Consider the following 22,512-nt stretch of genomic DNA (forward strand, 5'->3'; position numbering starts at 1 on the left):
CCATGACGAAGACCACCGACACCACCGTCGACACCACCAAGGTGTCCACCGCCCCGGCCACCCCGGTCGTGCCGCTGCCCTCCGCCGCGGCCCGCGCCCTCACCGTCGCCGGCTCGGCGGTCGCCCTCGTCGGCACCTTCCTCGCCTGGACCTGGACCAGGGAGTTCCCCGGCAACCTCACGGTCACCGGCTACCCCGGCGGCCTGCAGGTGCTCACGCTCGTGGGAGCACTGCTCACCCTGCTGTTCGCCGTCTCCGGCTACGGGATCAAGGGCCTGCGCTGGCTCACCCCCGGCGGCACCAACAGCCCCGTCCTGCTGAGCGCCCTCGGCGTCCTCGGCACCACCGGCTACGCCATCGGCGCCATCTCCTACGAGCTGGGCGGCCTGGTCAACCTGGAGCCCGGCGCCTGGGTCTCCGGCGTGGGCGCCCTGATCGCCGTCATCGGCGCCCTCGGCCTCCCCGTCGACCAGCCGTACGACGCGGGCGACCCCAGCCCGGGCCTGTGGGGCCGCATCCGCCACGCGCTGACCGCTCCCGAGCCGCCCCGCGCCAGGGAGCTGCCCTCCTGGGCGGAGATCCTGATCATCGCCGCGGGCTTCGGCGTCGGCCTGTACGTCTTCGCGTACGGCATCGGCACCGAGTACTCCGAGCTGTTCATCGGCTTCCTGATCGTCGCCGGATTCGGCTTCACCGCCGTCACCCGCGCCGGCCTGCTCAAGCGGCTCTCGGCGCTCACCGCCAAGCACCGCAACGTCGCCCTCGCTGCGGCGTTCGTCGCGGCGATCTGCTTCCCGTTCACCCAGACGAACGACCAGTTCGCCCTGATCGGCGCGAACATCCTCATCTTCGCGACGGTCGCGCTGGGTCTGAACGTGGTCGTCGGCCTCGCCGGTCTGCTCGACCTCGGATACGTCGCCTTCCTCGGCGTCGGCGCCTACGCCGCCGCCCTGGTCTCCGGCTCCCCGCAGTCGACCATCGGCGTCCACTTCCCGTTCTGGGCGGCCGTCCTCACCGGTGCCCTCGCCTCGCTGGTCTTCGGCGTGGTGATCGGTGCCCCGACCCTGCGGCTGCGCGGCGACTACCTCGCCATCGTGACGCTCGGTTTCGGTGAGATCTTCCGCATCACCATGAACAACCTGAACGGCAACAGCGGTCCGGACGTCACCAACGGCTCCAACGGCATCCCGAACATCCCCGACCTGGAGATCTTCGGGTTCAACCTGGGCCTGCCGCACAACGTGCTGGGCCACGAGCTGACCCGTTCCGGGAACTACTACCTGCTGATGCTGGTGTTCACGGCCGTCGTCGTGCTGGTCTTCCGCCGCTCCGCGGAGTCCCGCATCGGCCGCGCGTGGGTCGCCATCCGCGAGGACGAGACCGCCGCCACCGCGATGGGCATCAACGGCTTCCGCCTGAAGCTGCTCGCCTTCGCGCTCGGCGCGTGCCTCGCCGGTCTCGCCGGCACCGTCCAGGCGCACGTGTCGTACAGCGTCACGCCCGAGCAGTACCAGTTCGCCGGCTCCGTGCCGCCCAACTCGGCCTTTCTGCTCGCCGCCGTCATCCTCGGCGGCATGGGCACCATCAGCGGCCCGCTGATCGGCGCCGCGCTGCTCTACCTGATCCCCGCCAAGCTCCAGTTCATGGCGGAGTACCAGCTGCTCCTCTTCGGCATCGCGCTGATGCTCCTGATGCGCTTCCGGCCCGAGGGCCTGGTCGCCGACCGCAGGAAGCAGCTCGAATTCCACGAGACCGGACAGCTCGACGTACCGGACGACAAGCCGCTCCCCGACGGCGCGACCGGCGTCGCCAAGGCAGGGGCGTGACCGTCATGACCACCACCACCACCGCACCCGCACCCGCCGGCACCACGGTGCTCGACGCCAGCGGCGTCACGATGCGCTTCGGCGGCCTGACCGCCGTGCGCGGGGTCGACCTCACCGTCAACAGCGGCGAGATCGTCGGCCTCATCGGCCCCAACGGCGCCGGGAAGACGACCTTCTTCAACTGCCTCACCGGCCTGTACGTGCCGACCGAGGGCAAGGTCGCCTACAAGGGCACCGTCCTGCCGCCCAAGCCGCACCTGGTCACCCAGGCCGGCATCGCCCGTACGTTCCAGAACATCCGGCTGTTCGCCAACATGACCGTTCTGGAGAACGTGCTGGTCGGACGGCACACCCGCACCAAGGAAGGCCTGTGGTCGGCGCTGCTGCGGCTGCCCGGCTTCAAGAAGGCCGAGCAGGAGTCGCGCGAGCGGGCCATGGAACTCCTGGAGTTCACCGGTCTGGCCGCCAAGGCCGACCACCTCGCCCGCAACCTGCCCTACGGCGAGCAGCGCAAGCTGGAGATCGCCCGGGCGCTGGCGAGCGAGCCGGGTCTGCTCCTGCTGGACGAGCCGACCGCCGGCATGAACCCGCAGGAGACCCGGGCCGCGGAGGAGCTGATCTTCGCGATCCGGGAGAAGGGCATCGCCATCCTCGTCATCGAGCACGACATCCGGTTCATCATGAACCTGTGCGACCGGGTCGCCGTGCTGGTCCAGGGCGAGAAGATCGTCGAGGGCCCCGCCGAGGTCGTCCAGGCCGACGAGCGCGTCATCGCCGCCTACCTCGGCACGCCCTTCGAGGGCGCGCCGGGCAAGGAGGAGGTCGCGGAGGTCGAAGCCGCCGAGGCCGAGGCGCACAGCACCACGGAAGGGGACGACAAGTGACCGCTCTGCTGGAGGTCGAGGACCTCAGGGTCGCCTACGGCAAGATCGAGGCCGTCAAGGGCATCTCGTTCACGGTGAACGCGGGCGAGGTCGTCACCCTCATCGGCACCAACGGCGCGGGCAAGACCACCACCCTGCGGACGCTGTCCGGGCTGCTCACGCCGGTCTCCGGCGAGATCCGCTTCGACGGCAGGTCGCTGAAGAAGATCCCCGCCCACAAGGTCGTCTCGCTGGGCCTCGCCCACTCCCCCGAGGGGCGGCACATCTTCCCCCGGATGACGATCGAGGACAACCTCCGCCTCGGCGCGTTCCTGCGCAACGACAAGGAGGGCATCGAGAAGGACATCCAGCGCGCCTACGACCTGTTCCCCATCCTCGGGGAGCGGCGCAAGCAGGCGGCGGGCACCCTCTCCGGCGGTGAGCAGCAGATGCTCGCCATGGGCAGGGCGCTGATGTCCCGTCCGAAGCTGCTCATGCTCGACGAGCCCTCCATGGGTCTGTCGCCGATCATGATGCAGAAGATCATGGCGACCATTCAGGAGCTGAAGTCGCAGGGCACGACGATTCTGCTCATCGAGCAGAACGCCCAGGCGGCGCTGTCGCTGGCCGACCACGGCCACGTCATGGAGGTCGGCAAGATCGTCCTGTCGGGCACGGGCCAGGACCTGCTGCACGACGAGTCGGTGCGCAAGGCGTACCTGGGCGAGGACTAGGACACCTCACCACGAAGGACCGCCGCTTCCCCTCGGGGAGGCGGCGGTCCCTTTTTCTGCCGTGCGCTACTCCAGCTCGGCGGCCCGCCGCTTGAGCTGCTCGGCCTGCTCGTCCCAGTCCGGGCCGAAGCACAGCAGGTCGGCGGCGGCCTCGCGGAGCAGTTCGGGGTCGTCCGGGCGCTGGAGGCAGGCCAGCCGGTAGGCGAGGTTGCGGGCCCACGGCGGCAGGGCCATCCAGTCCTCGGTGAGGACCTCCCTCAGCATCGCGCGGATCTCGTCGGCGGTCGCGAACGTGACCGTCTCGACGAAGTCCCTGACGGCGTCCCGGACCTGCCGGCTCTCGGCACCGGCCTCGTCGAGGGTCTGGCCGAGGCGCCGGGCCACGGGGATCAGATCGGACATGTGCTCTTCTCGGATTCCTTCTCGCACACTGGTCAGTTGAGCCAGTAGGTGGACAGCTGGTAGGCCCCGTCGGGCCGGTGGATGACGCGGTACCCCACATCGTGCCCGTCGATATGGACCGACCGCTCGAGCGGCCCGGTGAATCCGGGTCCCGGCGTGGGCACGGTCCCGCCGTTCTCGATGTACTTGTACACATCGGAGACGATCGCCTGTTCGATCTGGTCGGGGTTGAGGTTCGTCGTGCGCAGATCGTTCTTCACGCCGCCGGGGCCGGTGTGCTCGCGGTCGTAGCCGTGGCCGGTGTTGAAGTGCCACTGGTCGTCGCCGACCATGGCCGACCGCTTGAGGTCCTTGCCCTCGCCCTGGGACGAGTACTCGCCGATCCTGGGTCCGTCACCGTCGTTCGGGTACGGCGACAGGCCGAGCGGGTCGCAGACGGTGTGCGGGTTGTGCACATAGCCGACCGGGTTCGGCGCCGGTCCCAGGCCCAGCGGGTCGGGCGTGGTGTAGCGACCGGTCTCCGGGTCGTAGTGCCGGTGCAGGTTGTAGTGGAGGCCGGTCTCGGCGTCGTAGTACTGGCCGGGGAAGCGCAGGGGGGTGTACGCGGTGCTGGACCGGGTCCACGCGGTGGTGCCCCAGAGGGTCGCGCGGGTCCGCCAGGCGATGTCGCCGGACTCGTCGACGAGTTCGGTGGGGGCGCCGATCAGATCGGTGGCGATGGCGAAGAAGCGCCGGTCGATCTCCTCCTGCCGGGCGTCCGCGGACAGGATGCGTTCCGTCTGGGCGAGGGGCGCGAGGCCGCGGTGGTCCCAGGTCAGCACCACCGGGTTCGGCACGTCGGCGCCGATGGTGGTCTGCTCGCACAGCGTGGTGCCGTCCCAGGTGAAGCGCACCTCCTCGACGACGGTCTCGCCGTCGTCGGCCAGGCGCTGTTTGACCGTGCGGCGGCCCAGCGGGTCGTAGCGGTAGCGCCAGCGGGTGCCGTCGGGGGTGGTCACGCCGGTGAGGCGGTCCTCGGCGTCCCACTCGTAGCGCCAGGTGTCGGGTTTGCGGGACAGCCGGGTCTTTTGCCGCAGTACGACCCGGCCGAGCCCGTCGTACTCGAAGCGGACCTGGCCGGCCCGGCTGAGGGCGGTGCCGGTGTAGGCGCGGGGTCCGGCGGCCTCGTGGCCGGGGTGGGAGGAGGGCCAGGCGGCCTCGGTCTGGTTGCCGGACGCGTCGTAGGCGTACCGCTCGGTCCAGCCCCGGGCGTGGACGGCGGTGACCCGGCCGACGGGATCGAGCGTGAAGGTGCGGACGCCGGAGAGCCCGTCGGCGATCTCGGTGAGGTGTCCGTCGGCGCGGTAGCCGTAGGAGCGGGTGTTCAGGTCGCGGGAGCCGGCCGTGAGGTGCTGCTCGGCCAGCCGTCCGGCCTCGTCCCAGGCGGAGGTGAGCAAGAGGCCGTCGCCGAAGACGCGCTCCAGTTCCCGGCCCGCCGCGTCGTGGCTGAAGGTGACCTCACGGCCGCCGGTGACCACTCGGGTGGGCCGGCCCGCGGCGTCGTAGGCGTAGGTCGTGACGAGGCCGGTCGGGGTGGTGCGGCGGACGCGGCGGCCGACGGCGTCATAGGCGTGTTCGACGGCCCGGCCGTCGACGAGTTCGGTCTTGAGCCGGCCCAGCCGGTCGTAGCGGCGGATCAGCTCGCTGTCGGGACCGGATGCCTGGAGCAGGCGTCCGGCCCGGTCGTGCAGGTAGGTGGTGACCCGCCCGCCTGCCTCCTTGCGGATCACCCGGCCGCGCTCGTCGTGGGCGTACGACAGGGTGTTGCCCAGGTGGTCGACGCGCGCCACGAGCCGGCCGGCGGCGTCGAGGCGGTAGCGGACGGTACGGCCGTCGAAGTCGGTCTCGGCGACCGGCCGGCCGGCCGCGTCGTACTCGTAGGTCCAGGTCAGGCCGCGCGGGTCGGTGACCCGGGTGAGCCGCAGGCCCGCGTCGTGCTCGAACTCGTAGCGCGCGCCGTCGGGGCGGACGCGGGCGGCGAGCAGGTCGAAGTGGGTGTACTCGAACCGGGACACGCCGCCGGCCGCGTCGGTGTGGGTGAGGCAGTTGCCCTCGCCGTCGTACGTCCACGACTCCGTGACGCCGCCGGGGGCCTCCCGCCGGGCGAGCCGGCCGTCCGCGGTCCAGGTGAGCCGGGTGACACCGCCCACCGGGTCGGTGAGGCGCACCAGGCGGCCCAGCGCGTCGCGCTCCAGGCGGGTGGTGCCGCCGGCCGGGTCGGTCACCTCCACGGGGAGGCCGGCGGCGTCGCAGCGCACGGTCGTGACGGCGCCGAGGGCGTCGGTGACCGAGGTCGGGCGTCCGGCGTCGTCGTAGGTCCAGCGGACGGTGTGGCCGGCGGGGTCGGTGAGGGCGACGCGGTTGCCCCGCTCGTCGAACTCCTGGAGCCAGCGGGCGCCGTCCGGGCCGCGCAGTTCGGTGGGCAGGCCGAGCGGACCGCCGCGCTCGGCGCGGACCTCGCCGCCGTCCGGGTGGGTGACGGAGACGAGCCGGCCGTCCTCGTCGTAGCCGAACGTCGTGGTGTGGCCCAGCGGGTCGGTGCGGGTGAGCATGGTGCCGCGCGCGTCGTAGCTGAACCGCGTGGTGTGGCCGAGCGGGTCCGTGGTCGCCAGGACGCGGCAGCCGCGGCCGATCAGATGGCGGGTGACGGCGCCGTCGGCGGTGGTCAGGGTGGTGGTGCGGTGGCCGGTCCGGGGGTCGGGCTCGGTGTAGGAGAGCGTGATCTGGACGTGGCCCGCCTCGCCGCCCTCGGCGATGACGCGGTCGCGCTCGTCGTAGGCGTAGTCGTACCGGCTGCCGTTCGAGTCGATCCACGCGGTGACGCGGCGGCGCTCGTCGTAGACGAACGTCGTGGTGGCGCCGGACGGCTTGGTGACGGTCGTGAGGTTGCCGTCCTGGTAGCCGTACGCCATCAGGGGCAGGTCGGTGCCGTCCGGTCCGGCACCGGCCAGGGACAGCGCGGTGATCCGGCCGTCTGTGGTGGTGACGTTCACCTGGCGGCCGGACGAGTGGACGAGGGCGAGGGGCAGTCCGGTCTCGGTGCGGTCGACGGTGACGGTGTGGCCGCCCCGGTCGGTGACGCCGGCCAGCCAGGCGTCGCCGTCCTGGCCGGGCTCGGTGCCGGGCGGGGCCGTGAAGTGGCGGACCAGGCCGGTGTCCAGGTCGGTGATGGTGTAGTCGCCGTCCGCGTCGCGGGTCAGCAGCGTGCGCCCGGTGCCCGACTCGGGGCGGGTGGGGGCGCCGGGGACGGGGTGCGGATACGGGATGAGGAGGCCGTCGGCGGTGACGTGGACGACGCCGACCGGGTCGATCTCCAGCCGCTCGTCGACGGTGGACGTCCAGGAGGGCCCGAGGAACCGGCCGGCCGTGCTGCCGGACTCGGTGCGCCGCGTGAACGTCAGCGGCAGGATGCCGGGCAGTTCGACGTCGGTCTGGGGCAGGAACATCCGGCCGGAGGCGAGGTCGACCGGGTCGGTGCCGTCGGTGGTGCGGTCGCCGTCGGGGCGGTTGTGGGTGCCGTCCGGCGCGTCGTCGATCAGGGTGCGCGCGCGGGCGGCGTCGGCGGCGTCCTCGGCGATGCGGACGCCCTTGACCGCGGCGCCGCCGCCACCGGTGGCCACGGTCAGCGCGACGTCGGGCAGCAGCCGGCCGAAGCCCTCGTACGGGTCCTTCATGAAGTCGCTGACCATCTGCCGCCCGGTGCCCCAGGGGTCGTTGGCGGCCAGCACCAGCCCGGAGGCCAGGCTGTTGAGGGAGGTGGCGTACTCGGCGGGGTGCGTGAGGTTGTACGGGTCCAGCGGGTTGACGCTGCGGACGAAGTTCACCAGGCCGGCGGTGCCCTTGACGATGCCGCCGCCGACGTGGTCGCCGATGATCTGCAGCTCCTGCAAGCCGTCGCCCAACTGCTCGGTGTACGACGGCTTCTCGGGCGCCCGGTCCCGGGCGGCGCGGACCTTGGAGCGGGCGGCCTCGGCCGCGGTGTTGCGCTGCTTGCGCGCCTCGGCGAGGATGTCCTGCGCCTCCTGCATCAGCTTCTTGCCCGGGTCCTCGAACGTCGAGGCGGGGCGCGGCGGGAGGGTGGACGGGTCACGCTGGTCGGCGGGCTGGGCGTTGTAGCGTTCGACCGCCTTGTTGTAGTCGTCGACCTTCTTGCGGTGGGCGTCGGCCGCCTCCTCGGAGGCCTTCACGCCCTCCTTCCACTTGTCGATCGCCGCCTGTGCCTGCCCCTGCGCCCACTCGACCGTTCCGGCGAACGCCTCCAGGGCGGCGGCGGCCTCCTCACAGGCGTCGGCGCCGTTGAACCACTTGGGCGGCTGGTCACCGACGACGGTGCGCAGCGTCTCGGCCGCGACACCCTTGAGCTGGGACGAGTCGAGGCCCTTGAGGCCGTCGCCGACGCTGTCGAACGCCTTCTGGAAGCCGCGCAGGCGCTCGGCGGTGGAGCGCAGCTTGGCGGCGCTGCCGTAGACGAGCTTGGTCTTGTCCTCGGTCTGCCCGAGGTCCATCTCGTCGACCTCGGCGCCCATCCGGTTGGCGACCGAGCGGGACTGCTCGCGCACCCAGTCGGCGCCCGACTCCCAGCCGACGTCGTCCAGCCGGTCCGCCGTCCAGTTGCCGGCGTCCTCGACCCGGTTGCCGACCCACTCGACGCCGTCCTCGACCGCGTTCTCGACGGAGTCGGGCGTGATGTCGCTGATGAATCCCCCGATACCCACGCTCAGTTCCCCCCGTTGTCACCCTGCTGGGCCTGCCGCGCGCGTTCCTCCGGTGACGGCCCGAAGGTGTTGTCGAGCGCCTGGTTCCACTGGTCGTCGGAGATGCCCGCCGCGTCCCTGAGCAGCTCCGACCGCCGGCCGCCCTCCCCTTCGGTGAGCACGGCCCGGCCGGTGTCCTTCCACGTCTGCGAGATGTCCTGGCCGGCCCGGTCGAAGGACTCGGCGCTCCAGTCCGGGTTCAGGGCGTCGGGAGTGAAGACGTCGCCCCAGTCCTGCCGGGTGATCTCCTCCTCGGAGGCGTGCGGGTTGCCGCCCATCACGGAGTTCACGCCCACCTTCAGCGCTCCTTCGACGTACTGGTCGTGCTCCCACTGCGTGCCCGCGGCGAGGCCGAGACGGTTGGCGATCTCGCTCGCGTCGTGGACGAGGGCGCGCACGCCCCACTCCCAGCGCTCGCAGAAGTCCTCGAAGTCGGTGGACAGGCCGTGGTGTCCGGCCTCCATGCCGGTCATGGCGAGTTCGGAGAACCCCTTGCCCATGACCGAGCCGGTCGCGTCGCCGACCTCGCCGAGCTGGTCGATGGTGCTGCCCAGTCCCCGGGTGAACCTGGTGACGGCGTCGTTGCCGAACTGAACATCCCCTGCGCCGCCGGTCATACGCCGCGCTCCTGACCGGTCCGGCCGGTGTCGACGGCCGCGCCGTCCGGCACGATGCCGGTGACCGGCGGGAAGAACATCGACCCGTCCTCGTCGGCGATGTTCACGGCCAGGCCGGCGGGTTCGCCCATCCCCGGCACGATCTCGTCGACGATGCGGGCGCCCAGCAGCGAGGCGTACTCCATGGGCTGCCCACCGGGTGCCCGGAGCTCGGCGAAGCGGGCCAGCGCCGCCTCGTCGGTGAAGGCGCAGATCCAGCGCACGCCGCCGGAGTGCGCGGTCCACAGACCGCCGTCGGCCAGCGGGACCAGCAGGACCGACCTGCGCATCTCCCCCACGAGCGCCCGCGGATCCCCTGTCCCCGCCCGACGCTCGGCCACCCGCTCGGCGAGCGCCGTCCGCGACTGTTCCACGGCTTCTCCCCCTCGCTGTCCTCGTTGCTGACGAAACCCTAGGACAGGACGTACGGGGCGGTCAGCCGGTTCTCGTGCGGGGGTGGTGAGGATGTGGACGAGGGTGAGGGGTGGCCCCGGACGTCCGGGGCGCGGGCGCCCCGGTGCCACGGAACAGCGAGGCCCACCCGGTCCGGCAGCGGGCTGGAGGACCGGACGGGCCGAGCGGGCCAAACGGGCCGAGCGGGCCGGGAAGCCGAGCGGGCCCGGAAGGCCGGCGATCCCGGAAGCCGAGCAGGCCCGGAAGGCCGGCGGGTCCGGAAGGTGAACGCGCTCGGAAGGCGAGCGCGCCGGATGAAGGAGGCGCGGGAAAGACGAGCCGGGCTCAGCCCTTGGCGGCCTTCTTCTCCTCGGCGTCCTGGATGACGGCCTCGGCGACCTGCTGCATGGACATGCGGCGGTCCATGGAGGTCTTCTGGATCCAGCGGAACGCGGCGGGCTCGGTCAGGCCGTACTCCGTCTGGAGGATGGACTTGGCGCGGTCGACCAGCTTGCGGGTCTCCAGCCGCTGGGTGAGGTCGGCGACCTCCTTCTCCAGCTCCTTGAGCTGCGTGTACCGCGAGACGGCCATCTCGATGGCCGGGACGACGTCGCTCTTGCTGAACGGCTTCACCAGGTACGCCATCGCACCGGCGTCGCGGGCCCGCTCGACCAGGTCGCGCTGGGAGAAGGCGGTGAGCATCAGCACGGGGGCGATGGACTCCTCGGTGATCTTCTCGGCGGCGGAGATGCCGTCGAGCTTGGGCATCTTCACATCGAGGATCACCAGGTCCGGCCGGTGCTCACGGGCCAGCTCGACGGCCTGCTCGCCGTCGCCGGCCTCGCCGACGACCGTGTAGCCCTCTTCCTCCAGCATCTCTTTGAGGTCGAGCCGGATCAGGGCCTCGTCCTCGGCGATGACGACTCGGGTCGTCAGCGGAGGCACGTGCGACTTGTCGTCGTCGGGCGCGTCTGCGGGCTGGGGCGACTCGGCGGTCACGGGGGCTCCTTGTTGCAGGGGGACTGCTCCCAGCAGGGTACCTAGCAGCACGGACACGCGGAGAACCGGTACACTTCTCACCGTCTTCGGCTTGCCCGGTTGGAGGAACTGGTCAGACTCGCGGCACTCAAAATGCCGTGCCCTTGGGCATGTGGGTTCGAATCCCACACCGGGCACCTTCGGACAGGAAGCGGAGGATCGCGTTCGCGTGATCCTCCGCTTTTTGCTGCGCGTCGTCACTGCGAGTGACGCACAGTGGCTCGTACGAGCTTCCATGGAACTGACGTCCGACAGAAAGCCCTCACGCTCCTACGCGGCGCCAAGTCCGACGCCATCCGGAAGCTGTTTCACGGACACGCTCGACAGGCGGGCGTCGAGTGGACGGTGCCGGCCCGCGGTGGCGGCCCCCACAACATCTCGGTCGCCCGGAAGGCCTCAGTCGCCCTTCTTGACGCCCACGTCGGCGCGAGCACTGAACTCGCCGGTCACCGCCCGCCGCGGTCCTCGCCGATGTGGTGGACGTGCACGAGGTTGGTCGTTCCGGAGACCCCGGGCGGGGAGCCGGCCGTGATGACGACCGTGTCGCCCTTCTGGCAGCGGCCGTATTCGGTGAGGAGTTCGTCGACCTGGGCCACCATGGCGTCGGTGGAGTCGACGAACGGTCCGAGGAAGGTCTCCACGCCCCAGGTCAGGCTGAGCTGCGAGCGCGTGGCCGGGTCGGGGGTGAAGGCGAGCAGCGGGATCGGGGAGCGGTAGCGGGACAGCCGGCGGGCGGTGTCGCCGGACTGGGTGAACGCGACCAGGAACTTCGCGCCCAGGAAGTCGCCCATCTCGGCCGCCGCGCGGGCCACGGCTCCGCCCTGGGTGCGGGGCTTGCTGCGTTCGGTCAGCGGCGGCAGGCCCTTGGCGAGGATGTCCTCCTCGGCCGCCGCCACGATCCTCGCCATCGTCCGGACCGTCTCCACCGGGTACTTGCCGACGCTGGTCTCGCCGGACAGCATCACCGCGTCCGTGCCGTCGATCACCGCGTTGGCGACATCGCTCGCCTCGGCCCTGGTCGGACGGGAGTTCTCGATCATCGAGTCGAGCATCTGGGTCGCCACGATCACCGGCTTGGCGTTGCGCCTGGCCAGTTTGATCGCGCGCTTCTGGACGATCGGCACCTGCTCCAGCGGCATCTCGACGCCCAGGTCGCCGCGGGCGACCATGATGCCGTCGAAGGCGGCGACGATGTCCTCGATGTTCTCGACCGCCTGCGGCTTCTCGACCTTGGCGATCACCGGGAGGCGGCGGCCCTCCTCGTCCATGATCCGGTGCACGTCCTCCACGTCCCGGCCGCTGCGCACGAACGACAGCGCGATGACGTCGAAGCCGGTGCGCAGGGCCCAGCGCAGGTCCGCCTCGTCCTTCTCGGAGAGGGCGGGCACCGAGACCGCGACGCCGGGGAGGTTCAGCCCCTTGTGGTCGGAGACCATGCCGCCCTCGACGACCCTGGTGCGCACGCGGGGCCCGTCGACCTCGGTGACCTCCAGGGTGACCTTGCCGTCGTCGACGAGGATGCGCTCACCGGGCGTGACGTCGCCGGCGAGTCCCTTGTACGTCGTCCCGCAGGACTGCCGGTCGCCGTCGACACCGTCCTCGACGGTGATGGTGAAGGTGTCGCCGCGTTCGAGGAGCACCGGCCCCTCGGCGAAACGGCCGAGCCGGATCTTCGGGCCCTGGAGGTCGGCGAGGACCCCGACGCTGCGTCCGGTCTCGTCGGCGGCCTTGCGCACCCGCCGGTAACGCTCCTCGTGTTCGGCGTGGCCGCCGTGGCTGAGGTTGAAGCGGGCGACGTCCATTCCCGCGTCGACCAGTGCCTTGATCTGGTCGTACGAGTCGGTGGCGGGTCCAAGGGTGCAAACGATCTTCGCTCGGCGCATGATTCGAGCCTAGGCCTTACCCGCCGGTAGGAAATTGGCCGGGCGTGACGACTCAACCACCCGCGCATGAAGCGGTGTTGACAAGCGTCGCCTTGTGCGGCGGGGCGCTCCGATGAGCAATTCCACAACTCTTTTCCCGGTGGCGCCATTTCCCCGCAGTTTTCCCGGCATTTCCCCCGGATGACGCTCGACCGTCCTTTCGGCATTCGGTCGTGTGCCCGCCCGAGGCGGTATTCCTACAGACGGGGCGGCGCCATCGTGAAGCGGGCGTTGACCGCGGCGTACACGTGCTGACGCTGCGGCTCCAGGTCGAGTGCCGGGGCCGCCCCGGGCTCCGCCGACCCGAAGGCCGCGCCGCCCGTCCGCGCCCGCCCGAAAGCCGCCGGGTAGGCCGGGGCCGCCGGTGCCTCCGCGCCGATGTCGGCGAGCTCGACCAGCGCGGCCAGTGTGGTGCCCAGCGCCTCGGCGTACTCGCGGGCCCGTCGCACCGCCTGCCGGACCGCCTCCTGCCGGGCCTCGCGGTAGGTGGGCGAGTCGCGGCGCAGGGACCACCAGGGGCCGTCGACCCGGGTCAGGTCCACGTCGGCGAGGCGGGTGGTCAGTTCGCCGAGCGCGGTGAAGTCGGTCAGCTCGGCGGTGACGCGGACCCCGCCGTGGTAGGTGCGGATGCGCTCGCCCTTGCCGTGCTTGGTGAGTTCCGGGGTGAGGGAGAAGGCGCCCGTCTCCAGCCGTTCCACCGCGTCGCCGTAGGACTTCACCAGTTCCAGGACGGCCGCGTTGCGGCGGGTCAGGTCCTCCAGGGCGGCGCGCCGGTCGCGGCCGCGGGCGCTGACGGTGACGCCGATGCGGGCGATCTCCGGGTCGACCTCCAGACGGGCCTCGCCGCGGACGGCGATCCGCGGGGCGTCGGGGGTCCCGTAGGGGACGGCGGGCTGGACGTCGGCTGTGTCGGCGGTGGTCATGCGCCCCACTGTGCCATCCCCGGCCGGGACCCGACCCCGAAGGGTGCATGGGAGAGGTCACCGGATCGCAACCTGGCGGACCTGTTGCCGTCGGTCATGAACGGGTCAGAATCTACGCGCGTCCGTCTACGCGCGTCATCGGCGCCGTCTTCGGCGCCGTCATCGACCGTGGACCGAGGAGAGCACGACATGCCGCTGAACCGCCGGAAGTTCCTGAAGAAGTCCGCCGTGACCGGAGCGGGCGCGGCCGTCGCCGGCGCGGTGGCCGCGCCGACCGCGCAGGCCGCCCCGGCGGCGCGGGGCGGGAAGCCGGCCAAGCGCTACTCCTTCACCGTGATGGGCACCACCGACCTGCACGGCAACATCTTCAACTGGGACTACTTCAAGGACGCTGAGTACTCCGACGCCAAGGGCAACGCCAAGGGCCTGGCGCGGATCGCCACGCTGGTGGAGCAGGTCCGTGCGGAGAAGGGCCGCCGCAACACCCTGCTGCTGGACGCCGGTGACACCATCCAGGGCACCCCGCTGACGTACTACTACGCCAAGGTCGACCCGATCACCGCCGAGGGCGGCCCGGTGCACCCGATGGCGCAGGCGATGAACGCCATCGGGTACGACGCGGTGGCGCTCGGCAACCACGAGTTCAACTACGGCATCGAGACCCTGCGCAGGTTCGAGGAGCAGTGCGACTTCCCGCTGCTCGGCGCGAACGCGGTGGACGCGAAGACGCTGCGGCCCGCCTTCCCGCCGTACCTCATGAAGACGTTCAGGGTGCCGGGCCTGCCGCCGGTCAAGGTGGCCGTGCTCGGTCTGACCAACCCGGGCATCGCGATCTGGGACAAGGCGTACGTCCAGGGCAGGCTGGCCTTCCCCGGTCTGGAGGAACAGGCCGCCAAGTGGGTGCCGAAGCTGCGCTCCATGGGCGCGGACGTGGTCGTCGTCTCGGCGCACAGCGGCTCCTCCGGCACGTCGTCCTACGGCGACCAGCTGCCGTACGTGGAGAACGCCGCCGCCGACGTGGCGAGGCAGGTGCCGGGCATCGACGCGATCCTGGTCGGCCACGCGCACGTGGAGATCGAGGAGCTGCTGGTCACGAACGAGCGGACCGGGAAGACGGTCGTCCTCTCGGAGCCGCTGTGCTACGCCGAGCGGCTGACCCTGTTCGACTTCGAGCTGGTCTTCCGCAAGGGCCGCTGGGAGGTCGAGTCGGTCAAGGCGTCGCTGCGCAACTCGAACACGGTCGAGGACCACCCGTACATCGCCAAGCTGCTCGACGACGAGCACGCGAAGGTGGTGGCGTACGTCAACCAGGTCGTCGGGACCGCGACCGAGACCCTGACGACGGCCGACGCCCGCTACAAGGACGCCCCGGTCATCGACCTGATCACCACGGTGCAGGAGGACGTGGTGAAGGCGGCCCTCGCGGGCACCGAGCACGCCGCGCTGCCGGTGCTGGCGCAGGCCTCGCCGTTCTCCCGCACCAGTGAGATCCCGGCGGGCGAGGTGACGATCCGGGACCTGTCCAGCCTGTACGTGTACGACAACACGCTGGTCGCGAAGCTGATGACGGGCGCGCAGCTGCGGGCGTACCTGGAGTACTCGGCGGAGTACTTCACACAGACGGCGGCCGGCGCGCCGGTCGACGTGGACAAGCTGACCAACGCCGGCGGCCGCCCGGACTACAACTACGACTACGTCTCGGGTCTGTCGTACGACATCGACATCGCCCAGCCGGCCGGTTCCCGCATCAGGAACCTCACCTACGGCGGTGCCCCGCTGGACGACGCGCAGCGGTTCGTGTTCGCGGTGAACAACTACCGCGCCAACGGCGGCGGCGCGTTCCCGCACGTCGCCTCGGCGCCGGAGCTGTGGTCGGAGTCGACGGAGATCCGCACCCGGATCGCCGAGTGGGTGACGGCGAAGGGCGTGCTGGACCCGAAGGACTTCGCGTCGGCGACCTGGCGGCTGACGCGGAACGGCACGCCGGTGTTCCCGGCGCCGTGACGCGTCTCAGATCCCGTCCGCGAGGGGCGTCAGCGCTTTCGGGCACCGCCCGGCCGGGATCCGGGGCTGTGGCTGTTCCAGGCCGAAGGTGGTGAACGCGGTCCGGTCCGGCAGGGGGTAGGGCTCCTTGCCGGTCAGCGCGTTGAGGATGGTCGCGCCGCGCCAGGCGGCCAGGCCGAGGTCCGGGGTGCCGACGCCGTGCGAGTGCAGTCCGGCGTTCTGCACGTAGACCGCGCCGGTGACGGACGGGTCCAGGACGAGGCGGAAGTCGTCGTCCACGCGGGGGCGGCCGCGGCTGTCGCGGCGCAGGTACGGGTCGAGGCCGGCGAGGATCCGGTCGAGCGGGCGCTCGCGGTAGCCGGTGGCGAGGACGACCGCGTCGGTGGTGAGCCGGGTGCGGGTGCCCTGCTGGACGTGTTCCAGGTGCAGTTCGACCTTGGTGGCGGCGATCCGGCCGGCGGTGCGGACGCGGACGCCCGGGGTGAGGACCGCGTCCGGCCAGCCGCCGTGCAGGGTGCGGCGGTACAGCTCGTCGTGGATGGCGGCGAGGGTGGCGGCGTCGATGCCCTTGTGGAGCTGCCACTGGGCGGAGACGAGCGCGTCGCGGACGGGCTCGGCGAGGGCGTGGAAGTAGCGGGTGTAGTCGGGGGTGAAGTGCTCCAGGCCGAGCTTGGAGTACTCCATGGGTGCGAACGCCTCGGTGCGGCCGAGCCAGTGCAGCCGCTCGCGGCCGGCCGGGCGGGCCTTGAGCAGGTCGAGGAAGATCTCGGCGCCGGACTGGCCGGCGCCGATGACCGTGACGTGTCCGGCGGCGAGGAAGGTCTCGCGGTGGTGCAGGTAGTCGGCGGCGTGCACGACCGGCACGCCGGGGAGGTCGACCAGGGGCCGCAGCGGGTCGGGGACGTGGGGTTCGCTGCCGATGCCGAGGACGACGTTGCGGGTGTACGTGCGGCCGAGGGCCTCCGCTTCCCCGTCGGCGTCGAGCTGGGTGTGGTCGACCTCGAAGACGTCCCGTTCGGGGTTCCAGCGGACGGCGTCGACCTGGTGGGCGAAGCGCAGTCCGGGGAGGTTCTCGCAGACCCAGCGGCAGTAGGCGTCGTACTCGGCGCGCCGGATGTGGAAGCGCTCGGCGAAGTAGAAGGGGAAGAGGCGCTCGCGGGACTTGAGGTAGTTGAGGAAGGTCCAGGGGCTGGCGGGGTCGGCGAGGGTCACCAGGTCGGCGAGGAAGGGCACCTGGAGGGTGGCGTCCTCGATGAGCAGGCCGGGGTGCCAGTCGAAGGCGGGGCGCTGCTCGTAGAAGACGGCGTCGACTTCGGTGAGCGGGTGGGCGAGGGCGGCGAGGGAGAGGTTCAGCGGTCCGATGCCGACGCCGACCAGGTCGCGGGGTGCCGCGGTGCGCTCGGTGCGGGAGTCGTCAGGGGCGGGGGCCGGGGTCATCGGGGGTGTGTCCTTCCACCAGTTGCAGGAGCGAGGCCAGGTCGTCGGGCCGGGTGTGCGGGTTGAGGAGGGTGGCCTTCAGCCAGAGCCGGCCGTCGGGGCGGGCCCGGCCGAGGACGGCGCGGCCGTCGGCGAGGAGGGTGCGGCGTACGGCGGCCACGGCGTCGTCGGCGGCCCCGGCGGGCCGGAACAGCACGGTGCTGAGCACGGGACGGTCGAACAGCTCGAACGCGGGGTGCGCGGCGACGAGGCCGGCGAACGTCGCGGCGAGGTCGCAGACGTGGTCGACGAGGGCGCCGAGCTGCTTGCGGCCGAGGGTCTTGAGGGTGACGGCGATCTTCAGGGCGTCGGCGCGGCGGGTGGTGCGCAGGGAGCGGCCGAGCAGGTCGGGCAGACCGGCCTCGGTGTCGTCGGCGGCGTTGAGGTAGTCGGCGCGCTGGTGCAGGGCGGCGAGGTCGCGGGCGTCGCGCACCGCGAGCAGTCCGGCGGCGACCGGCTGCCAGCCGAGTTTGTGCAGGTCGAGGGTGACGGTGTCGGCGGCGTCGAGTCCGGTGAGCCGGTCGCGGCGGCGGTCGCTGAACAGCAGCCCGCCCCCGTAGGCGGCGTCGACGTGCAGCCGGGCGCCGTGGGCGCGGCAGCGGGCGGCGATCTCGGGCAGCGGGTCGACGAGCCCGGCGTCGGTGGTGCCCGCGGTCGCGGCGACGAGGAGGGGGCCGTCCAGGCCGGTCAGCGCGTCGTCGAGGGCGGCCGGGTCGAGGACGCCGGCGGGCGTGGGCACGACGACGGGCCGGGGCAGGCCCAGCAGCCAGGCGGCCCGGGCGAGCGAGTGGTGGGCATTGGCCCCGAACACCGGCCGCACCGCCGCGCCGTGCACCTCGCGGGCCAGCAGCAGCGCCAGGTGGTTGGACTCGGTGCCGCCGGTGGTGATCAGACAGTCGGGCCGGCTTTCGGCGGCCGGGGTGCGGTCGGGATGCCTCTCGGCGGCCGGGGTGCGGTCGAGGTGCCTCTCGGCGGCCGGGGTGCGGTCGAGGTGCCTCTCGGCGGCCGGGGTGCGGTTCGGGTGGAGCCCGGCGGCCGGGGTGCGGTTCGGGTGGAGCCCGGCGGCCCGCCCGTGGTCCGGGTGAACCCCGGCGACCGGGGTGCGGTCCGGGTCGAGCCCGGCGGCCGACCCGCGGTCCGGGTGAAGCCTGGCAGCCGGCCCGCGGTCCCGGTAGCTTTCGGCGGCCGATGCGCGGCCCGGGTGGCCCCCGGCGGCCGGCTCTCGGCCCGGGTAGCTCTCGGCCGCCGGGGTGCGGTCCGGGTGACGCGCTGCAGCCGGTGCGCGTTCCGGGTGAGCCCCGGCAGCCGATGCGCGGCCCGGGTAGTCCCCGGCGGTCGGCTCGCGGTCCGGGTGGCTTTCGGCAGCCGACCCGCGGTCCGGGTCGAGCCCGGCAGCCGGCCCGCGGTCCGGGTCGAGCCCGGCACCCGGCCCGCGGTCCGGGTCGACCCCGGCAGCCGGGGTGCGGTCCGGGTAGATCTCGGTCGCCAGTGCGCCGGTCACCAGGTCCTCCAGTGCCGACGCCGAGGGGGCCTGGTCCCAGGAGTCCAGGGACGGGTTGAGGACGCTGGCCGCGAGGTCGGCGGCGGTGGCGACGGCGAGGGGAGGGCAGTGCAGGTGGGCCGCGCAGAGGGGGTCGGCGGGGTCGGCGGCGCCCTCCGCGAGGGCCCGGACCAGCCGCCGCGGGGCGTCCGGGTCGCCGTCGTCGGGGAGCGGGTCCCCGACGGCGTCCCGCATCCGCGCGGTGACCGCGCCGGGTCCGCCGGGCGGCAGGGGACCGCCCCTGGCCCGGCCGCCCTCCTCCAGCGCGGCGAGCACCGCGGCGAGCAACGGCCCCAGCGCGCCGGGGCCTTCGGGACCGGAGGCGAGGGGCGGCATGCTCATGCGGTCAGCTTGGCGACGGGCGGGGCGGCACGCCCGGGAAGCTCGGGATCAGCACTCGAAAGGGGGTACCGGGGGGCGGGACGCCGCCGTCCTCAGTCGCGGAAGTCGTCCGCGTGGTCCTCGGCCCACCGGGAGAACGTGCGGGCCGGGCTGCCGGTGATCTCCTCGACGGTGCCGGTGATCTCGGGTTCGGTGCCGACGAGGCCGCCGATCGTCTTCAGGAAGCCCTCCAGCGCGTCCTGCGGGACGTGCGGGAAGAGGTCGGGGCCGGCCTCGTGCGGCGGGATCTCCGCGAAGCGCAGCGGGCGGACGAGGGCCCGCCCGAGCGCGGCGACCTGCTCGGCGGTCGTGACCGCCTCCGGCCCGGTGAGGCGGTGCACGGCTCCCTCGTGGCCGCCGTCGAGGAGGGCGCGTTCGGCGACGGCGGCGATGTCGTCCTCGTGGATCGGCGCGGTGAGCGCGTTCGCGAAGACGCCGCGCACGGTGTCGCCGGCGCGGATCTGCGCACGCCACTGCAAGGCGTTGGTGGCGAACGCGTTGGGCCGCAGGAACGTCCAGGCCAGACCGCTGTCGCGGACCTGCCGTTCGACGGTGGCGTGCATGACGTGGATCGGGTGGGTCTCGTCGGCGCCCTCCTGGATGATCCCGGAGGAGAGCAGCACGACGTGCCGCACCCCGGCGTCCCGCGCGGCGGCGAGGAAGTCGCCCATGCGGTCCCCGGCGCCCTGGACGTACAGGAACAGCCGGGTCGCGCCCCGGAACGGCGCGGCGGGGTCGCCGGGGTCGAGCCGTACCACCTCGGCCCGCTCCGGCAGCCGTGCCCGCCGCGGGTCCCGGGTCAGCGCCCGGACCGGTTCGCCGTGTGCGACGAGACGGTCGACGAGGGCTCGGCCGACGTTGCCGGTGGCGCCGGTCACCACGATCACGGGTTGCCTCCTGGGGCGTTGACTGATCGATTCCGCTCGTCCGAGCCTAGGAAGATCGTTCAGTCCCCCGCCTCGGCTGTGGGGACCAGCCGTGGCCTACGACTCTCCTACTCCCCCGGTCCTAGGGCCTGCCGCACCCGCAACGCGCGGGCGAGGTCGTCGAGTTGGTCGACGAGCTTGCGGCGCAGGGCGGGGATGGGGTCGGCGTCGCGCAGGCACCGCTCGCCGAGGGCCAGGGTCTCGGCGTCGACGGCGTGCGCGGGGAACGCCCAGCGGCCCGCGGCGTCGGCGATGGCGGGGCCGCGCCGGGCGGCGACGGCGACGGCGTCCTCGTAGAAGCGCGCCACGTACGGGCGTACGAGATCGGCCTGTTCGGGCTGCCAGAAGCCCCGCGCGGTGGCCGTGAACAGGTAGTTGGACAGGTCGTCGCCGGCGAACATCGCCTCCCACGCCCGCGCCTTCGCGGCCTCGTCGGGCAGCGCGGCGCGGCAGCGGGCGGCGCCCTCCTGGCCGGTGGCACTGGGGTCGCGGCGCAGTTCGGCGGCGATGGCGGCCTCGTCGGTGGCGCCGAGGACGGCGAGCCGGCCGAGGATGCGCCAGCGCAGCTCCGGGTCCAGCTCGGGGCCGCCGGGGACGGTGCCGTCGGCGAGCCAGGCGGCGATGGTGTCGGGGTGGGCGGCGGTGTCGATGAAGTGCCGTACCGCGATCAGGCGCAGGCCGGGGTGGTCGCCGTCCTCGGTGCGGCGGATGAGGTCGCGGCAGATACGGGCGAGGGTGGCGAGGGCGGCCGGGCGGGCCTCGGGCGTCAGATAGCGGTCGGCGATCTGTACCGTGGCGAAGCCGAGGACGCCCTGGACGAGGGCCAGGTCGGTCTCGCGCGGGAGGTGGGCGCGGGCGATGTCCAGGTAGGCGGTGGCCGGCAGCTCGCCGTCGCGGACGGCGTCGCGCAGCGCGTTCCACACCACCGCGCGGGAGAGCGGTTCGGGCAGCCCGGACAGCGCGGAGCGCACCGTCGCGAAGGACTCCGGGTCGAAGCGGACCTTGGCGTAGGTGAGGTCGCCGTCGTTGGGCAGCAGCAGGGCGGGCCGCTTGCCGAGGGGCTGCGGTGCGGTCTGCGGGACGTCGAGTTCGACGCGTTCGCGCAGGGTGAGGCGGGCCTCGTCGGCGAGGTCGAGGTCGTACAGGCCGACGGCGATGCGGTGCGGGCGGCTGCCCGCGCGGTCGACGGTGAGGGTGCGGGTGCCGTCGGCCCCCGCGGTGACGCGCGGGGTGAGGGTGTCGACGCCGGTCGTGCGCAGCCAGGCGTCCGCCCACGCGTGGACGTCGCGTTCGGTGGCGGAGGCGAGGGAGTCGATGAAGTCGGCGAGGGTGGCGTTGGCGAACCGGTGGCGGGCGAAGTGGGTGTTGATGCCGGCGAGGAAGTCCTTCTCGCCGAGCCAGGTGACGAGCTGGCGCAGCGCGGAGGCACCCTTGGCGTAGGAGATGCCGTCGAAGTTGAGCAGCGCGGAGGCGGTGTCCTCGACGGCCTCGGGGGCCACGGGGTGGGTGGAGGGGCGCTGGTCGGCGTCGTAGCCCCAGGCCTTGCGGACGACGCCGAAGTCGGTCCAGGTGTCGGTGAAGCGGGTCGCCTCGGTGAGGGTCTGGTAGCCCATGTACTCGGCGAAGGACTCGTTCAGCCAGATGTCGTCCCACCACCGGAGGGTGACGAGGTCGCCGAACCACATGTGGGCCATCTCGTGGGCGATGACCATCGCGCGGGTCTGCCGCTCGGTGTCGGTGACGGCGGAGCGGTAGACGAACTCGTCGCGGAAGGTGACCAGTCCGGGGTTCTCCATCGCGCCCGCGTTGAACTCGGGGACGAACGCCTGGTCGTAGGAGTCGAAGGGGTACGGCTCCTCGAACTTCTCGTGGTAGCGGTCGTAGCACTGCTGGGTGATCTCGAGGATCTCCTCGGCGTCCGCGTCCAGGTGGGGGGCGAGGGAGCGGCGGCAGTGGATGCCGAAGGGCAGGCCGCGGTGCTCGGTGCGCACCGAGTGCCAGGGGCCGGCGGCGACGGCGACGAGATAGGTGGAGATCAGCGGGGTGGGTGCCGCCTTCCACACGCCGCCGCCGGTGTGCTCGGTGACGCCGTTGGCGAGGACGGTCCAGTGCGCGGGGGCCTTCACCGACAGCTCGAACACGGCCTTGAGGTCGGGCTGGTCGAAGGCGGCGAAGACGCGCTGGACGTCGTCCATGAACAGCTGGGTGTAGACGTATGTCTCGCCGTCGGTGGGGTCGGTGAAGCGGTGCATGCCCTCCCCGGTGCGGGAGTAGCGCATCACCGCGTGGACGCGCAGCTCGTGCTCGCCCGCCGTGAGGTTCTTCAGGGGCAGGCGGTTGTCGTCCAGGCTTTCGGGGTCGAGGGGCTGTCCGTCCAGGGTGGCGGAGTACAACTCGGCGGGCTTGAGCTCGACGAAGGTGTCCGCGTCCGTGCGGGCGGCGAAGCGGATGACGGTGAGGGAGTCGAAGGTCTCGTCCCCCGTCGTCAGATCGAGGTCGATCGTGTAGCGGTGGACGTCGAGGAGCTGGGCACGGGTCTGCGCTTCGTCGCGCGTGAGTACGGACATGGAGCACATGCTGCCTGATGGCCTGGGCACGGGACAGAGGCGGTGGGGGGAGGTGCGGGGGCGGAGCG

General features: G+C 72.4%; 14 protein-coding genes, 1 tRNA gene and 2 pseudogenes. 5 read left to right on the top strand and 12 right to left on the bottom strand.

Going from position 1 to position 22,512, the window contains the following annotated elements:
• Window positions 1-2 precede the first annotated feature (2 nt).
• The 3 genes from G7Z13_RS08660 to G7Z13_RS08670 are packed head-to-tail and all read left to right on the top strand — an operon-like array spanning window position 3 to window position 3,423.
• A complete protein-coding gene (locus G7Z13_RS08660; RefSeq protein ID WP_165997518.1) occupies window positions 3-1,826 on the top strand; it encodes a branched-chain amino acid ABC transporter permease in 1,824 nt (607 codons plus the stop codon).
• Window positions 1,827-1,831: 5 nt separating this feature from the next.
• Entirely contained in the window at window positions 1,832-2,710 is an 879-nt protein-coding gene (locus G7Z13_RS08665) for an ABC transporter ATP-binding protein (protein ID WP_165997519.1), read from the top strand.
• Complete coding sequence (locus G7Z13_RS08670; protein ID WP_165997520.1) at window positions 2,707-3,423, top strand: ABC transporter ATP-binding protein; 717 nt, start codon at window positions 2,707-2,709, stop codon at window positions 3,421-3,423. The genes G7Z13_RS08665 and G7Z13_RS08670 overlap by 4 nt, the downstream gene beginning before the upstream one ends.
• Before the next feature lie 66 nt (window positions 3,424-3,489).
• Here the strand turns inward: G7Z13_RS08670 and G7Z13_RS33580 are convergent, their stop codons facing one another.
• The 5 genes from G7Z13_RS33580 to G7Z13_RS08695 form a co-directional block, all read right to left on the bottom strand.
• A complete protein-coding gene (locus tag G7Z13_RS33580) occupies window positions 3,490-3,825 on the bottom strand; it encodes a hypothetical protein (protein ID WP_165997522.1) in 336 nt (111 codons plus the stop codon).
• A gap of 32 nt (window positions 3,826-3,857) precedes the next feature.
• Window positions 3,858-8,579 carry a putative T7SS-secreted protein gene (locus tag G7Z13_RS08680; RefSeq protein WP_165997523.1) on the bottom strand — a complete coding sequence of 1,574 codons (4,722 nt, stop codon included), beginning with the start codon at window positions 8,577-8,579 and terminating at the stop codon, window positions 3,858-3,860.
• 2 nt (window positions 8,580-8,581) lie between these two features.
• Window positions 8,582-9,235, bottom strand: a complete 654-nt coding sequence (locus tag G7Z13_RS08685) for a hypothetical protein (protein WP_165997525.1) — start codon at window positions 9,233-9,235, stop codon at window positions 8,582-8,584.
• Window positions 9,232-9,648: a hypothetical protein gene (locus tag G7Z13_RS08690; protein WP_165997526.1), complete on the bottom strand. Its 417-nt coding sequence runs from the start codon at window positions 9,646-9,648 to the stop codon at window positions 9,232-9,234. Before G7Z13_RS08690 ends, G7Z13_RS08685 begins: the two co-directional genes overlap by 4 nt.
• Before the next feature lie 364 nt (window positions 9,649-10,012).
• Window positions 10,013-10,666, bottom strand: coding sequence for a response regulator (locus tag G7Z13_RS08695; protein ID WP_165997527.1), 654 nt, complete (start codon window positions 10,664-10,666; stop codon window positions 10,013-10,015).
• A 93-nt stretch (window positions 10,667-10,759) separates the two neighbouring features.
• On the opposite strand from G7Z13_RS08695, the gene G7Z13_RS08700 reads away from it, so the two are divergent.
• Window positions 10,760-10,842: transfer RNA gene (locus G7Z13_RS08700), tRNA-Leu, on the top strand.
• A 309-nt stretch (window positions 10,843-11,151) separates the two neighbouring features.
• On the opposite strand, the gene pyk is transcribed toward G7Z13_RS08700, so the two are convergent.
• The gene (pyk, locus tag G7Z13_RS08705; RefSeq protein ID WP_165997529.1) at window positions 11,152-12,588 is read right to left on the bottom strand and encodes a pyruvate kinase; all 1,437 of its coding nucleotides are present in this window, start codon (window positions 12,586-12,588) and stop codon (window positions 11,152-11,154) included.
• 236 nt (window positions 12,589-12,824) lie between these two features.
• The gene (locus tag G7Z13_RS08710) at window positions 12,825-13,550 is read right to left on the bottom strand and encodes an SIMPL domain-containing protein (RefSeq protein WP_165997530.1); all 726 of its coding nucleotides are present in this window, start codon (window positions 13,548-13,550) and stop codon (window positions 12,825-12,827) included.
• A 189-nt stretch (window positions 13,551-13,739) separates the two neighbouring features.
• Between G7Z13_RS08710 and G7Z13_RS08715 the strand changes: the two genes are divergently transcribed.
• Window positions 13,740-15,554: a 5'-nucleotidase C-terminal domain-containing protein gene (locus tag G7Z13_RS08715; RefSeq protein WP_165997532.1), complete on the top strand. Its 1,815-nt coding sequence runs from the start codon at window positions 13,740-13,742 to the stop codon at window positions 15,552-15,554.
• Window positions 15,555-15,560: 6 nt separating this feature from the next.
• Here the strand turns inward: G7Z13_RS08715 and G7Z13_RS08720 are convergent, their stop codons facing one another.
• From G7Z13_RS08720 to pepN, 5 genes and pseudogenes are all read right to left on the bottom strand, one after another.
• Complete coding sequence (locus G7Z13_RS08720; RefSeq protein ID WP_165997534.1) at window positions 15,561-16,991, bottom strand: SidA/IucD/PvdA family monooxygenase; 1,431 nt, start codon at window positions 16,989-16,991, stop codon at window positions 15,561-15,563.
• A pseudogene (locus G7Z13_RS08725) lies at window positions 16,969-17,928 on the bottom strand (aminotransferase class V-fold PLP-dependent enzyme); the annotation flags it as partial. The pseudogene G7Z13_RS08725 and the gene G7Z13_RS08720, both read right to left, overlap by 23 nt.
• 585 nt (window positions 17,929-18,513) lie before the next feature.
• Window positions 18,514-18,912, bottom strand: a pseudogene (locus tag G7Z13_RS08730) (aspartate aminotransferase family protein); the annotation flags it as partial.
• A 92-nt stretch (window positions 18,913-19,004) separates the two neighbouring features.
• The gene (locus G7Z13_RS08735) at window positions 19,005-19,838 is read right to left on the bottom strand and encodes an NAD(P)H-binding protein (protein ID WP_165997535.1); all 834 of its coding nucleotides are present in this window, start codon (window positions 19,836-19,838) and stop codon (window positions 19,005-19,007) included.
• Window positions 19,839-19,945: 107 nt separating this feature from the next.
• Window positions 19,946-22,444 (bottom strand): aminopeptidase N, encoded by a 2,499-nt coding sequence (pepN, locus tag G7Z13_RS08740; protein ID WP_165997538.1) that lies wholly within the window; start codon window positions 22,442-22,444, stop codon window positions 19,946-19,948.
• Window positions 22,445-22,512: the final 68 nt, after the last annotated feature.

This window comes from Streptomyces sp. JB150 (assembly GCF_011193355.1).
In the GTDB taxonomy this organism is placed as follows: domain Bacteria; phylum Actinomycetota; class Actinomycetes; order Streptomycetales; family Streptomycetaceae; genus Streptomyces.

Bases quoted from the DNA above. Each gene is read 5' to 3' on its own strand.
- pepN (WP_165997538.1), bottom strand. From the start codon at position 22,444: ATGTCCGTACTCACGCGCGACGAAGCGCAGACCCGTGCCCAGCTCCTC.
- G7Z13_RS08710 (WP_165997530.1), bottom strand. From the start codon at position 13,550: ATGACCACCGCCGACACAGCCGACGTCCAGCCCGCCGTCCCCTACGGG.
- G7Z13_RS08665 (WP_165997519.1), top strand. From the start codon at position 1,832: ATGACCACCACCACCACCGCACCCGCACCCGCCGGCACCACGGTGCTC.
- G7Z13_RS33580 (WP_165997522.1), bottom strand. From the start codon at position 3,825: ATGTCCGATCTGATCCCCGTGGCCCGGCGCCTCGGCCAGACCCTCGAC.
- pyk (WP_165997529.1), bottom strand. From the start codon at position 12,588: ATGCGCCGAGCGAAGATCGTTTGCACCCTTGGACCCGCCACCGACTCG.
- G7Z13_RS08685 (WP_165997525.1), bottom strand. From the start codon at position 9,235: ATGACCGGCGGCGCAGGGGATGTTCAGTTCGGCAACGACGCCGTCACC.
- G7Z13_RS08660 (WP_165997518.1), top strand. From the start codon at position 3: ATGACGAAGACCACCGACACCACCGTCGACACCACCAAGGTGTCCACC.
- G7Z13_RS08720 (WP_165997534.1), bottom strand. From the start codon at position 16,991: ATGACCCCGGCCCCCGCCCCTGACGACTCCCGCACCGAGCGCACCGCG.
- G7Z13_RS08715 (WP_165997532.1), top strand. From the start codon at position 13,740: ATGCCGCTGAACCGCCGGAAGTTCCTGAAGAAGTCCGCCGTGACCGGA.